This window comes from Bradyrhizobium sp. NDS-1 (assembly GCF_032918005.1).
Taxonomy (GTDB): domain Bacteria; phylum Pseudomonadota; class Alphaproteobacteria; order Rhizobiales; family Xanthobacteraceae; genus Bradyrhizobium; species Bradyrhizobium tunisiense.
In genome coordinates, this window is the sequence record NZ_CP136628.1 from 580,643 (window position 1) to 594,339 (window position 13,697).

At 61.0% G+C, this 13,697-nt stretch carries 12 protein-coding genes; 2 read left to right on the forward strand and 10 right to left on the reverse strand.

The features are described from left to right. Window positions 1-160: 160 nt before the first annotated feature. Window positions 161-586, forward strand: coding sequence for a hypothetical protein (locus RX330_RS02705; protein ID WP_317241991.1), 426 nt, complete (start codon window positions 161-163; stop codon window positions 584-586). Window positions 587-795: 209 nt separating this feature from the next. On the opposite strand, the gene RX330_RS02710 is transcribed toward RX330_RS02705, so the two are convergent. From RX330_RS02710 to RX330_RS02730, 5 genes are all read right to left on the reverse strand, one after another. Further along, window positions 796-1,908 (reverse strand): murein L,D-transpeptidase family protein, encoded by a 1,113-nt coding sequence (locus RX330_RS02710; RefSeq protein ID WP_317241992.1) that lies wholly within the window; start codon window positions 1,906-1,908, stop codon window positions 796-798. A gap of 33 nt (window positions 1,909-1,941) precedes the next feature. Next, window positions 1,942-2,619, reverse strand: a complete 678-nt coding sequence (locus RX330_RS02715; RefSeq protein ID WP_212079480.1) for a nitroreductase — start codon at window positions 2,617-2,619, stop codon at window positions 1,942-1,944. A 280-nt stretch (window positions 2,620-2,899) separates the two neighbouring features. Then, window positions 2,900-4,129, reverse strand: a complete 1,230-nt coding sequence (locus RX330_RS02720; RefSeq protein WP_375847518.1) for a GTP-binding protein — start codon at window positions 4,127-4,129, stop codon at window positions 2,900-2,902. 114 nt (window positions 4,130-4,243) lie between these two features. Then, window positions 4,244-4,735 (reverse strand): antibiotic biosynthesis monooxygenase, encoded by a 492-nt coding sequence (locus tag RX330_RS02725; RefSeq protein ID WP_212079482.1) that lies wholly within the window; start codon window positions 4,733-4,735, stop codon window positions 4,244-4,246. Window positions 4,736-5,024: 289 nt separating this feature from the next. Next, window positions 5,025-6,512 (reverse strand): PLP-dependent aminotransferase family protein, encoded by a 1,488-nt coding sequence (locus RX330_RS02730; RefSeq protein ID WP_317241994.1) that lies wholly within the window; start codon window positions 6,510-6,512, stop codon window positions 5,025-5,027. A gap of 363 nt (window positions 6,513-6,875) precedes the next feature. On the opposite strand from RX330_RS02730, the gene RX330_RS02735 reads away from it, so the two are divergent. Next, the gene (locus RX330_RS02735) at window positions 6,876-7,742 is read left to right on the forward strand and encodes a cupin domain-containing protein (protein ID WP_317241995.1); all 867 of its coding nucleotides are present in this window, start codon (window positions 6,876-6,878) and stop codon (window positions 7,740-7,742) included. Window positions 7,743-7,849: 107 nt separating this feature from the next. Here the strand turns inward: RX330_RS02735 and RX330_RS02740 are convergent, their stop codons facing one another. The 5 genes from RX330_RS02740 to RX330_RS02760 form a co-directional block, all read right to left on the reverse strand. Beyond that, complete coding sequence (locus RX330_RS02740; RefSeq protein ID WP_317241996.1) at window positions 7,850-9,919, reverse strand: response regulator; 2,070 nt, start codon at window positions 9,917-9,919, stop codon at window positions 7,850-7,852. Then, complete coding sequence (gene kaiC, locus RX330_RS02745) at window positions 9,816-11,282, reverse strand: circadian clock protein KaiC (protein WP_317241998.1); 1,467 nt, start codon at window positions 11,280-11,282, stop codon at window positions 9,816-9,818. The genes RX330_RS02740 and kaiC overlap by 104 nt, the downstream gene beginning before the upstream one ends. Next, window positions 11,266-11,565, reverse strand: a complete 300-nt coding sequence (locus tag RX330_RS02750) for a circadian clock KaiB family protein (RefSeq protein ID WP_317241999.1) — start codon at window positions 11,563-11,565, stop codon at window positions 11,266-11,268. The genes kaiC and RX330_RS02750 overlap by 17 nt, the downstream gene beginning before the upstream one ends. A 162-nt stretch (window positions 11,566-11,727) precedes the next feature. Continuing rightward, window positions 11,728-12,396 (reverse strand): helix-turn-helix domain-containing protein, encoded by a 669-nt coding sequence (locus RX330_RS02755; protein WP_212079487.1) that lies wholly within the window; start codon window positions 12,394-12,396, stop codon window positions 11,728-11,730. A gap of 293 nt (window positions 12,397-12,689) precedes the next feature. Beyond that, on the reverse strand, window positions 12,690-13,643 hold the full coding sequence (locus RX330_RS02760; protein ID WP_317242000.1) for a LysR family transcriptional regulator: 954 nt from the start codon (window positions 13,641-13,643) through the stop codon (window positions 12,690-12,692). Window positions 13,644-13,697: the final 54 nt, after the last annotated feature.

Below are 13,697 nucleotides of genomic sequence, written 5' to 3' on the forward strand. Positions count from 1 at the left end.
TTCAAGTTGGCGGGCAAAGATTTCCCCGCCGACGGGGATCCGCCGTTTCGCAAACTTCGCAAGCTAGGACGGATCTTTCGCCCGGCCTGGTCCAACCGTCTGAATCAACTGAGGGCTCGTTGGGCGGCGTGCTATCATCGCGGCTACAGGAGGAAGACACATGTCCACTTCCAAGAAGCGATTAGCACCCGATGATTTTCCGGTGACCGCCGAAGGCCAAAAGATCAAGAAACAAGATGGCGAGCCCATCGCCACTACGGAGGATCATGAAACCGCTGCCGACCTGGCCGGGCGCATCAACGACGACGAAGCGCGCCTGAGGAAGACAAATGGTCGGCCTGAGCGCCTTCTCTCAATCCTCCAGCAGCGCCCAGACGTCACCGTTGCTGCTTTCGTAGAGAACTCGCTCGCTCATACGACTGATGGTACCGACGATCATCCGTTCCAGCTGCCCATCGGCGAAGTTGCAAGGGAGCCTGAGCACGTCCGCAGCCGCTGTAGGCCGGGAACAACGGCGGCGTCCAAAGGCAACGCTTTTTACCCCAACCAGACACCGATCCCGTCCCCACCGGCGGAAACGCTATAATCTGACCTGACCACAGCGCTTTAACGGAACATCCAGCCCGGTCAGCATGATGGCCCGGCTTACCCCACTGTCCCGAGGGTATTGGTCCCATGCTGGAACACTTAAGCCGTCGGCCACTTCATAATCATCAAAGCAGCCGGTCCCAGCGAGAACTGCCCACCGGCGGAGAAGGTTCGAACCCAGTTCCTCTCCCTCCGCCAGCACGTCGTTCAGCACCGGCCCGACGGGGCGCCGCCGGGAGCCGCATCACACACGGCCAGCCCGGCGAACGAACGTCCAAACCATCTGCTCGTCAACGAGCCGCCACTGTCGATCCACGGGATCGGAGGCAGTTGCGGCATGTAGGATGCATACGGCATCACTTTCGCAAGCGTCACGCGACCCGGAAACCGCGCTTGGAAAGCCTTGTTCATGCCGCCGTCGAGTCCGCTGTAGATCGGGGCCGCCGGCACATTGTCTTCAACCAATTGCGCGTATGCGCGTTCGTCGGCGCGTTGTTTTTGCAGCGCCCGCCGCGCGATCTCGGGATCGACGACGAAGGGCGGGCATTTTTCCGTCGCGTTGAACATGAGAGCGTGCGGCGAGTTCGGAGGTGGTTGCGCATCGAAGACATAGCGGCGGTCGCACACATCTACCTTGGGTTCGCGTTGCGTCGTCTCGAAGTGATCGTTGCCGACCTTGAGCATTTTCCAGAAGGCCAGATCGGGACTATTCCGATGTCGCGCCAGGTTTTCCGGTGTCAGGCGGAACGGATAGGCCTGGACCTGGAACGATGGCCGGCCGCTGAGGGAGTCGCGCGCCAGCGCATAGATTTCGCTGATCTGTTCGTCGGTCATGGCATAGCAACCGCTCGACCAGCAATCGCCGTGAATCATGAGGAAGCTGCCGTTGCGCCTGTTCGCCTTGTCGAAGCTGTTGGGGAAGCCGAGATTGATCGACAGATAGAAGTTGGAGTTGGGATTCATCAACTCGGGTGTAATGGTATAAAATCCCTCCGGCGCCTGCCGGTCGCCCTCGCGCAACTTCGGCCCGAGATCGCCCGACCACCGGCAGATCGGATAGGTCTTGAGGATCTGGAAACGGCCGGCCGTGTCCTGCTTCCAGACTTCGAGCTCCGCGTCCTCCTTGAAGAGGCGCATGATGATCGGCGAATATTTTGGCATCCTCTTCTGTTCGAGCAGCGAAAGCAGCTCGCCCGGCAGCTCCTGTGTTGCCTTGGCGGGCAACGGCTTGCTGCCTTCGCCAAGGCAGGCAACCGGCGTCAAGGTGGCGGCAAAGGCGGCTGCCAGCACAAGCGCATATCGAGCCATCGCGCGGATCATTGCTGCATCTCCAGCCCCTTCGCCTGCGCGCCGCTACTTCTCAAACCCAACGAACACGGTCGCCTCCTCGACCGACTTCCGCTCCGACACCACCGCATTCGCCGGAAATGTTTCATCCGGCCAGCCCAGTGCGATGCTCTTCATGATGACCTGATCGTCGGCGATGCCCGCGTGCTCGCGCACCACGGGAGATTGCATGATGCCCTGGCTGTTGATCACGGCGCCGAGCCCGCGAGACCAGGCAGCATTGACCAGAGCCGTCGCCACGGCGCCGCAGTCGAAGGGCGTATCGTCGCTGCCGTCGAGCACGCGGTCATAGGTTATGATCACGCAGACGGGCGCGTCGAATTGACGGAAGCCGCGCAGGACCCAGTCCTGGCGCTTGTCCCTGTTGTCGCGCTCGATCCCCATCGCGGAGAACAATTGCTTGGCGACACCGACCTGCCGGTCGCGGTGCTTGCCTGCAAAGGGCTGACCCGTGCGAAACTCGCGCGACTGCGGAATGCCCGCCACCATCCGCTCGGTATTGCCGGCGCGGATTCGATCCAGCGGTTCGCCGGTGATGACGTAGAAATTCCAGGGCTGAGTGTTCATCGACGACGGAGCGCGCATCGCCAAGCCAATGATTTCCGCAATCAGCGCCTTGGGTACCGGATCGGGTTTGTAACCGCGGATGCTCCGGCGACCGAGGATCACGTCATCAAACTGCATCTGTGTGGAATTCCCCTGACAAGTTCCGAAACAGTCGGGATTGTCGCGGTTTCAGTACCCTCGCGCAAGAGACGCCCGCATCCTCAACGGCCCAGCCACGCGGAACATGATCGCATCAATAGTGCGCACGCGATCGTTTAGCGAACTCCGGAAGGATGAAATTGTGCCGCTGACGCGCTCGACGTGTCAAGCTTTTCGGCCAAACCGTCGGTTCAGCGACCGCCGGCGACTCTACATGGGGCCTGTTTTCGACATCTTGCCGCGGCGACCCGCGCGGCGTCTAGGCGCCGCTATGGAGATCGGCTTTTGCAAGCCAGGGCGGAAAGCAGTCTTCCTCGTCGACCAGTTCTGAATGCACCTGAGAGGGACAGGAGTCCGTCAGGCATAGATCTAGCCTTCTGCGCAGCTCGTCGGCATCAATATCCGTACCGATGAAAACGAGCTCCTGCTTGCGATCGCAATATCTGGGGTCCCAGGAAGCCTCTAGCTCGCTGCGCCATAGCGGATCACTCGGCCAAAGGGTCTTGCCGATCGCCGACCACCACCAGCGTTTTCCGGTCGTCCGCACGAGAGCGCCGCATTGACTGAGTTCGCCGACCCATCGGGGGCGGCTTGCAAGCCAGAAGAAGCCTTTGGCTCGCAAGACCCCGTTCCAGGGACTGGCGATGAATTCTGAAAGCCGGGTTGGATCAAACGGACGCCGTGCACGATAGACGAAACTCGAAATGCCGTACTCCTCCGTTTCAGGAACATGGTCCCTGAAGCCCTCGAGCTCCTTCTTCCAGAGCGGATGCATTCGTGCTCGCTCGGCGTCAAACCGGTTGACGTCGATCAGATCTCGAAGGCTCACACGCCCGAAATCAGCCTCGAGTATCGTCGCGTCAGAGTTCAACCCGCGCACAATCGAGTACGCGGAGCGGCGCTGGTCGATGCGGGCCGATGAAATCTTGTTCAGGATGATCGTGTCAGCGAATTCGATCTGATCAGCCAGGAGCTCAACGATGGTGCGCTTGTCGTCCGACGCTGCGGCCCCTCTGGAGTTGAGAAAGTCCCGCGACCAAAAGTTCTGGGAAATCTGGGCCGTGTCGATGACGGTGACCATATTGTCGATAAAGGCGACATCATCCAGGCTCAAGCCATATTCATCCCGATAGGCAAATGCCGCCGCGATCGGCAGCGGCTCGGAGATGCCCGTTGCTTCGATGACGAGATTGTCAAACCGAGCCTGTTTCGCAAGTTTCCTGACCTCGTCGACGAGATCTCCGCGAAGCGTACAGCAGATGCAGCCATTGCTCAGTTCAACCAGCGTTTCCTCGGTGCGGGACAGCTGCGCAGTTCCAGATTTGATCAGTGCAGCGTCGATATTCACCGCCGACATGTCATTGACGATGACCGCGATCCGCCGTCCGACCCGGTTCAGCAGCAGCGCGTTCAGCAAGGTCGTCTTGCCGGCGCCGAGAAAGCCGGACAGGACAGTCACCGGAAGCTTTCGCCGCGTTCGCCCCAACATCGAAGACGCCTTTTGCTGCAGTGATTCGGTGCGTTACAGAGACCTGCCGCCTCGTCGAGGGGCCGCAGATCATTGCTCGAGCGGTGTGGCCCTCCGGCCCGCCGGATCGAGCGACTACTCCGCGGCAATGGATGTCGGCACCGGAGCGACATCCTTGAAGACCGCCGTACTGTTTCCGGTTTCCGCCATCACCGGAAATATGAACCCGCATTTGGGGCAGGGTTGGGCGAGGGCGGCTTGCTCCTGGGCGACATCGAACGGCGTATCGGAGATATGGGCGCAAGCCGGGCAGACGCGAATGAGGCGGGCGTTCTTGTATTCGAAGTTGACGATGATGTCTTCCATGATCGCGCCGGTACGGACAGCCCACTCCTTGGCGTGCTTGTGGTACGTGTCCATGTGCCAGTCCTTCAGAGCTTCGAAGCTGGTCCAGAAACTGACCTCGTTGTACCAGTGTGGATCGTCCGGATGCACCCACCATGTCAAATGCAGAAACCCCGGAAGTTTCTTCAGGTGATGACGCACGTTGGAGAAAACCATCTGGAATTTCTTGTAGCCGTCCTCACTCGAGAACCGCACGCGCTGCATGCTTTGATAAACCGCCATGGATAGTCTCCCTCGCTACGATCTACGCTGAGGGGAGGCTAAGGGTGATTTTCGAGGAAGGCTTGGACCAGCGGCGCAGTTTAGAATTGGTCCAGAGCAAGGGCGGGACGAAGTTGCTCCGACAGCGGCACCTCGATGCCGTCCGTCCTTCCAACTGGCCTCACGTCCATCTGGCGGCACGGACTTCCCAAATCTCCCTGGCGCCCGCCCCATTGGGTCGGGCAGCCCCTTGTCTGCGGAGACTTCTCGATGTCGCGGATATGGCTGACGGCAGCGGCGGCCCGATCCGCTAGGTCACATGGTCTTTGATTGCCGCAGCAACATGCGCGATCGCCTCGCGGATTTCGCCTTCCGACAATGCCGTGTAGCCAAGGACAAGTGTCCGATCGCGCAATTGTGCTTTACCGTACTCGTGGGCCGCCGCTTTCGAAAGTGGATAGAGCCCCACGCCACGGCTGAGCGCGACACGCTGTATTTCATCCGCCGCGGGCAGATCGGGGGGCAACGTCCACATCATGTGCATGCCACATTCGCGGCCTGAAAGGACGCCACCCGGGAAGTGATGCTCGATCGCATCGACCAGGGCATCCCGAGCAGCCATGTACGATCGTCGGATACGACGAAGATGCCGGAGGAACGCGCCTTCTTGCAGGAAATCCGCGAGTACCGCCTGTTCGAGCCAGGGCGCGCCATTATCGAGTAAAGCCTTCACGATCCGTGCCTGCTCGAGCAGATGGCGCGGAACAACCGCGTAGCCGATCCTGATTCCAGCGCCGATCGATTTGGAAAACGTGCCCAGGTAGATGACGTGTCCACGGCGATCCAGCCCGGCAAGGGCGGTCAGAGGTGGTCCATCGTACCGAAAGTCGCTGTCGTAATCGTCCTCGATGACATAGCTTCCTGTTTGATAGGCCCAGCTCAGCAGGTGAAGCCTGCGGTCGAGGCTCATGGTGCAGCCCGTTGGAAACTGATGCGACGGCGTGACATAGATCAGGTTGCCGCGAAATTCTTCGAGTTGAGAAACGATCAACCCATGATCGTCCACCCGAACGGGGTGTATATGAGCGCCGTAACTGCTGAACAAGAAAGCTGCGCCCTGATAGCAGGGGTTCTCGATGGCAACGCCGGTGTCTCCGGTCCCGTTGACGAAGACGCGTGCCAGCAGATTGAGCGCCCCTTGAATGCCTGAGGTGATCAGGACTTGGTCGGCATCCGCCTCGATGCCGCGCGTTGTCCGCAAATGGTCGCTGATTGCCGCGCGTAGCGCACCCAGCCCGCATGGATCGCCATATTGGGTTTGAATACCGTGCGCAAAGGCCAGATGGCGCGCGGTGGCGTTGCGCCAAAAGCTCGTCGGAAAGCTGTCGGCGTGCGGGCGGCCGACAAAAAAGTCGAACCGCGGTCGCGCGCGCTGTTCCGTCCAAAGCACAGGTGCGCGTCCTGAAAATCCCGGATTCTTTCCAAGACGAATGCGTTGTGCCTTCGATGTCACGGTCGAGTAACCGGATTGGATCAGGACGGCGGCATCTGGAAGCCTGTCGTTGACGAAGATGCCGGCCTTGGTCTTTGAGTTGATATAGTCCTCGGCAGCAAGTCGCTCGTAAGCCAGCACGACCGTGTTGCGGGCGATGCCCAGTTGCTCCGAGAGACTTCGCGAGGATGGCAGCTGCTTCCCGGCTTTGAGAATCCCGCTCAAGATCTGGGATCGGATCGATTCATAGATCTGGATTTGCAAGGGGCGCCCAGCGGCGCGGTCGATGCTGATCAGGGGCTGCATTGAGTGTCTCTCGTGTCAGACCTGTTCGTCATAGGTCTCAAGCAGTGCTCCTTGGCGCTCGTGGGATTCGAATTCGGCCCCATCCAAAGGTCAACTGGGCGCGCTACCAATCCTCGGCATCGTTTCCCATCCAACCTCCGGGGTCAATGCGGCGGCCGTTTCGGCGCAGTGAGCGCAATTCTGGCTCCATCGCAAATATCGAAGCAGGACCTACGGCCGAGCTGGGAGTGTGTTGTTAGATGCGTTTCCGGCCGACCTGCCAGTCCGACGGCAAAAGAAGATCAAGCCGTGGCGGATGCCTCGGCGAAGGTCGCCGCAACACAACTTGCAATCGTAGGGACACACCAGAAGGAGGAGGCAAAGATGTCGACGAAGTCGAATTTGGCCAAAGTAATCGCACCGCGCCATGTGGTGCACGGCGGCGTTCAGAATCCGCCGGCAGATCAATGGGCGCCCTTCGAATGGGTGGAGCCCCGCCTTGGCAAGCAGGTTCATGGCGAAATCACCGTTGTTCGTCCGGAAGGCGTGTCCGGTTCGTTGTCCGCCGGATTCTGGAGGACTGGCCCTACGTCGCCCGGGGCCTCCCGCGCTGGATCGCACAAGATCGTCTATTCGTCCCCGCTCGGCGATGAAACAGCGTGCGTCATCGACGGCACAGCCACCCTCACGGTGCCGGAGACCGGCCAGCGGTATCGGGTGTGGCCGGGTTCGATCATCAGTTCACCAAAGGGCCTGGAGGTCCACTGGGAGATCGACGCGCCTTCGTTCAAGAAATATTGGTGCATCTGGAACGGGACGCAGCCGACGGCCAATGCGTCAAAGGAACTGAAGATCAGCCACGTTAGCGACAATCCGGAGGAATGGCAGGACTATCATTTCACCGAGCCGAAGGAAGGGGAGCTGGTCGCCGGCGAACTGTATTTCATTCGCTCGTCCGGCTCTACGGGCACGATGATGAGCGGCGTCTGGCGGTCCGGCAAGGGAATCGCCGGCTCATCGGTGGACGAGAAAGGAACGCTGGTCACCCCCTACACCGGTACGCTGGGCGACGAGACGATTCTGCTGCTCGAGGGCGAGGTGGACGTCGTGGAGACCGAGAGCGGAAAGAAGCACTCGTTCAAGGCTGGTGACCTGATCGGACTGACTTCCGGGATGCACGTCACCTGGATTTCCAAAGGTCCGTTTACAAAGAAACTGTGGGTGATAACCCGCGACGCCCTGATCGAATGACTGGGTTGGCGACGGTGGCCGTCCCGGCCGGTCTGGTTGAGGATGGCTACCGTCCGCCTTCATATTCATCGCGCACCCAGGTCATGATGATTGGAATACAACCGTCATCAGGCTTCGGGACGAGGGGCTTGCTCCAAGCGGATCCCGAATCTCTGAAGCGCGTTCACGATGTCGCTCGCATTGAACGGCTTGGTCAGGATCTCCAGACGGGCGTCGTCCGCGAAGCGCGCGCGGATGTCGTCCTTGGCATAGCCGGTGGTCAAAATGACCGGCAGGTCGGGACGTGAAGCTCTGATCTCCCGGATCAATTCGTGCCCGGGACGGTCAGGCAAGCCGAGATCGACGATAGCTGCCGCAAATTGCGTGCCGCTGCCCTGAAACTTGGCAAGAGCTTCCCTGAAACTGGCGGCGGTTTCTGTCTGCAAACCGTGCTCGGCGAGCCCTTCGACCAGAAAGATCTGCAGCAGGAACTCGTCCTCGACCAAGAGAATCCGGGCCCCGACCGGGGCGCCGATTGGCCCCGAATCCAGCGCCTTGCGCACGCGTGTCGCGAGCGCGACAAAGGAAAAGGGCTTGATGAGAAGGTCGATGTCCGGAGCAAGCCGGCCTTCGTGAATCAGGGAGTTATCGGCGTAAGCGGACGTGATCAATACCCGAAGCGACGGACGCATCAGTCGCGCTTGCTCCGCCAAACCTTTTCCATCGATGCCGCCCGGCAGGCCAAGATCGGTAAAGAGCAAATCGACGTTCGGCTGGCGTTGAAGGACCTCGAGCGCGGCTCTGGCGTCAGCGGCTTCGAATACGGCATAGCCGAGCTCTCGCAAGCTGCCAACCGCGTACTGGCGAACACCCTTGTCGTCTTCTACGACGAGGATCGTCTCGACGGCTCTCGCTGCCGGAACGGGCGCCGTTTCTTGCGGCTGAACGGTCCGGGGTTCGGCCGCGTCGGGACGTCTGGCCGCCTTCGGCAGATAGATCCCGACCGTCGTTCCGACATCCGGCTGGCTGAAGACTTCCACGTAACCGCCGCTCTGCCGGGCGAAGCCGTAGACCTGGCTCAGCCCCAGGCCGGTCCCACGTCCATCGGTCTTGGTCGTGAAGAACGGTTCGAAGACGTGTCGGAGCACCTCGGGTGGCATGCCGCTGCCGGAATCGGCGATCGAGATCAGCACGTGAGGCCCTGCCTTGGTCTCGCTCTCCGCTGCCTCGGGATCGACGCCGAGCTCGATATTCGCCGTCTCGATGATGAGCTCGCCGCCCGAGGGCATGGCGTCTCGCGCGTTGACCGCAAGGTTCAGGATCGCCGCCTCCAGTTCGGTCGGGTCAGCTTCCACCGGCCAGAGACCTGCTCCGATCCTGGCGCGAACGATGATCCTTTCCCCGAGCGTGCGCTGGAGCAGATCCGTCATTCTGCTGATGACGGCGTCGAGGTCCAGGAGCCGGGGCTCCAGCGGCTTGCGTCGCGCGAATGCCAGCAACCGCTCGGTGAGAACCGCGGCCTGTTGAGCGCCCCGCGTCGCATTTCCGAGAGCACGCACCACGACAGGATCGAGATCGGCGAAGCGCCGCTGCACGCTCTCGAGATTGCCCAGAACCACGGTGAGAAGGTTGTTGAAATCATGCGCGATGCCTGCCGTCAGCCGGCCGATCGCCTCCATCTTCGCCGAATGCCGCAGTCGCTCCTCCAGAGCCCTGCGCGCCGAAATATCGCGAAGACTGACGAGACGGGCGGGCCGCTGATCCCAGCTGGTCTCCACGACGCGGATCTCGGCGTCGATCTGTCCGTCTCCCGGCTTGTGAATGGTGATTTCCGTCGTATCGCCGGTGACGAAGGGTATTCCGATTGGCGAGCCGATCAGAGACCCCGACGATCGGCCAAAGATCCCTTCGGCGGCCGGGTTGGCGAACAAGACCATGCCGCTCTCGTCGACCACGATAATGCCATCGGCATTCTTCTCGATGAGAAACCTCATCTCGGTCTGATCGATGCCAGAACTGCTGGCCGCACCGGTCAACTTCATCGTGCATGCCTCGATGTCGTTTATGTCAGCCGGGACCGTTCGCGAACGCGTTTCAATCCCTGAATACATTCGGCGCAGCCTTGAACGCCTCGCCGAGGTGCATGCCGGAACCATCGATGGCAAACCGCCGGATCTCCTTGGCGTGCTCGCTGCCACGCATCTTGAGCACCATGAGACCCCGGTGCATGGTTTCCTGCTCCTGGATGTATCGCAGCAGGATGATCGAGTCGGTCAAAGTGGAGATATGCTGCTCGCTGACGCTCTCACCGCCAATGAGAGATTTGCTGGTTGCGGTGCAGAGCCCGGCTATTTCGCGCTTCTTGATGAACGAGGTCAGGCTGATCAGGAATTCGCGGAAACCATTATTCGGCGCGATGCGCTCCAGCGCGGAAAGGCTATCCACGGCGATCCGGTTGGGCTTAAATTCGTCGACTAGGCTCTGAATCGTGAGCAGGTGATCCGGCAAGCCCTGAGCTTCCGGATAGAGACAGATGATCTTGAGCTTGCCCTCGGCTTCCATCCGCGCGAAATCCGTGCCCCAGCCGCTCGCGTTGCGGAACAATTGGCCCTTGCTTTCCTCGTAGCCGAAGAGAATCGCCTTTTCGCCCGCCGCCACCCCGCCCGCGAGAAAGTTGGTGACCAGGAGGGTCTTGCCCGTGCCGGTGGCGCCGCTCACGAGCGTGACGCTGTCGCGAAAGAATCCGCCACCGCACATTTCATCAATGGCGGAATTTCCGCTGGTCACACGCACCGTGCTCGATTCCTGTTCGAGCCGAAGCGACGACAGGGGAACGGCAACCACGCCCCGATTTGCCAGCAGCGTGAACGGTGCCTCGCCTTCGGCGTGATGGCTACCGCGCATTTTGAGGACTTCGATCGTTCGTCGCCGCTTCTCCCGATAAAGCACGTTGCGCAAGATCACGACGTTGTCGGCAACGAACTCCTCCAGCCGATGGCGCGTGATCTCTCCGTACTCGCTGTTGCGTTCCGCCGTCATCAGCACGGTAAGGCCCGACTTTTTCAGCGCGCTACTGATGTGGAACAGCTCGCGGCGCAGGATCTTGGGGTCGCCGATGAAGTGGTCGAATAGTTGCGTCAGCGAGTCCAGGACAACGCGTTTGCCCCGGACCCCGCGAACCGCGTGCTGGATGCGCGACAGCAGGCCGGTGAGGTCGAAGTCCCCGATGACGAGTTCGTCGTTGGCCGGTGGGCTTGCGTCTACGAAGGCCAAACGGCCTTCCTTGCGCCACTGCGCAAGCTCCCACCCGAAACCGCGCATATTGGCTTCGATATCGGCAGGTGGCTCCTCGAAGGTCACCAGCACGCCATTTTCGCCGAAGGTCGTGATGCCGTGAGCTAGAAACTGCGTAGCGAAAACCGTCTTTCCGCTTCCGGGCGTGCCGCCGACAACGGTTGTCCGGGCCCGCGGAAGCCCGCCCATGACGAGGTCGTCGAAGGCCTCCACGCCGGTTTTGACCCGCTCCAACACATCCGGAACATCGCTATCCTGTGCGGTCATGCAGGTCTCCCCTTATCTCGATTCCCAGAAATTCAAGAACCCGCCTCGTATCGCTGAGGTCGCCGACGATGCGTCGCGGACGAACGGAATGTTCGTAGGACAGCGTCGGCGTGGCGATGACGCCCGCCTTCTCGGCGAGTTCTGGCTTGGTCAGCACGTCGATGATCTCGACGTCCCAGCCTTCGTCCTTGATGATAGCCAGCATGCGGTGAAGGTTTTGCTCTGCCCGGCGAGAGCTGGCCGAATTTCCGGCGATGTAGAGACGGAGCACGAATTCGGCCACAGCGGTGCCTTGTGATCGTTGGACGACCCCCGCCGGTGCCGGAGCGCAGCAGCGCCCGATGCTACGGAAGCCTCAGCCGAATGAGCCATGAATTGAGCGCAGGAAACAACGCGAGCAGTTCCCGCGCAAGAGGGCGAGAAATACTAATCGCTTAGTAGGAAATCATCTCTCGAGAGAATCGGCGGAGCGCCGCGTCCGCTGCTTGAGGCTTAGATTCGCCTGGCTCGTAATGGCTCGCTCGCGTGCCCAGATGATCGCTGCGCTGCGGCGGTTAACGCCGATTTTTCGATAGAGCGAGGCGATGTGATTGCGCACGGTGTTCTCCGAGAGGTTGAGCTTTTTGCTCATCTCCAAGTCGCTGTGGCCCTCACATATAAGTCCTAGAACCTCTCGCTCGCGGTGAGTGAGCAAATCAACGTCCAGAGATGCTTCAGCCGGATCGGTGGCCTCCGGCTTCGTTGCTTGACGCAGGCCCTTCAGCCTGTCCATGACGCTGCGAGCAAAGGACGATGTATCGACCAGCACCGATTCAATGGCCGAAATCAGATCTCGGTCCGGGGCCCTGTTTTCCTGGATCACGCACACCATTGCTTCCTTGCCGTCCAGCTTCAACGGCATGGCGGAAACGAAACAATCGATTGCCGACGTGCCCGCCTTTTGAACAGGCAGCACAAGATCCTCCATGCCGCCGTTCAGACGGCGACGCATGCCTTGATCGATCCAGACGATGTGTCCATCGGAATCGACAAAGATCACGCCGCTGCCAAGAGCCGACGCGATCTGCTCCCGCGGGTCACTTTCGCGCGCAACATCGCTCGCAGCCTGGTCCATTACTGTCCCCCCGCTTTCGGTGGATGATCGATATGCCTGGATTTGCTGAAACAACGCGGGGTCGGAAAATTGGTTCCTGGGTACTAAGTGGTTAGTTCAAGAGCACTATTTGGGCTCGCGCCGGACAAACAGACCAGTGATGGCAAGGAGACCTCGGCAAGCGACTTGGCGGAGCGGGCTCTTATCAGAGACGGAAATTCAATTCCGGCCGTCGCTCAAATAGCGGGTTTTGTCCGACAGAGTCGAAATGCTCCGTCTTCCAGGGGGACTGCCACTCTCTTCCCCACCCAGCCTCATCCGACCAATTTCCATGACCCATCCGCCGTGCGCTTCAGCGCGGGATCGCTCACCCGCACGTGCGCGGCGAGAAAATCGATGAACGCGCGCACGCGGGCCGGAAGCGGGGCGGTGTGGCCGACGTAGACGGCGTGGATGTCTTCGCGATCGCCTGGATTGTAGTTTTGCAGCACCGGAACGAGGCGGCCGGATTCGATGTCGGGGCCGATGTGAAAGAGGGCGAGGCGGGCGAGACCGACGCCGCCGAGGCAAAGGCGGCGGGCGGCTTCGCCGTCGCTGGCGCGCGCAACGGGCGGCGGCACGGCCTCCTCGGCGTGGTCGCCGCGCTTGAATGGCCAGCCGCGGATCGCGCGCGGAAAGGTCCAGCCGATGCCGCGGTGATCGGCGAGATCGGCCGGAATCTTCGGTGTGCCGCAGCGGCTGAGATAGCTTGGCGTGCCGACCACGACCATGCGGCTGGTGCCGAGCTTTCGCGCAACGAGGCGCGAGGCGCGTAGCGGGCCGACGCGGATGGCGACGTCGGCGCGCTCCTGCATCAGGTCGATCAACGTGTCGGTCAGCACGAGATCGAGCGTGACGTCGGGATGCTGCTCCAGGAAGCGCGGGATCAGCGGCATCACATGCAGCATGCCGAAGGGGATGTTGCTGTTGACGGTGAGGCGGCCGCGCGGCGCCGCGCCCGAAGCCGCTTCGCGCTCGGCCTCGTCCATCTCGGCGAGGATGCGCGCGGCGCGCTGATAGAACGCCTGGCCTTCCTCCGTCAGTGTCAGCTTGCGCGTGGTGCGGTTGACGAGCCGTGACCCGAGCCGGGCTTCCAGCCGCGAGATCAGCTTGCTCACGCCCGATGGCGTCAGGCGGAGTTTTCGCGCGGCCGAGGTGAAACCGCCGAGATCGACGACGCGGACGAAGACCTCCATTTCGGCGGAGCGGTTGGTGTCGAAGCGGGCCATGTTGAATTCACGTCACAAATGATTGGATTGCAGACGTTCTAATGGTTTTGCCTT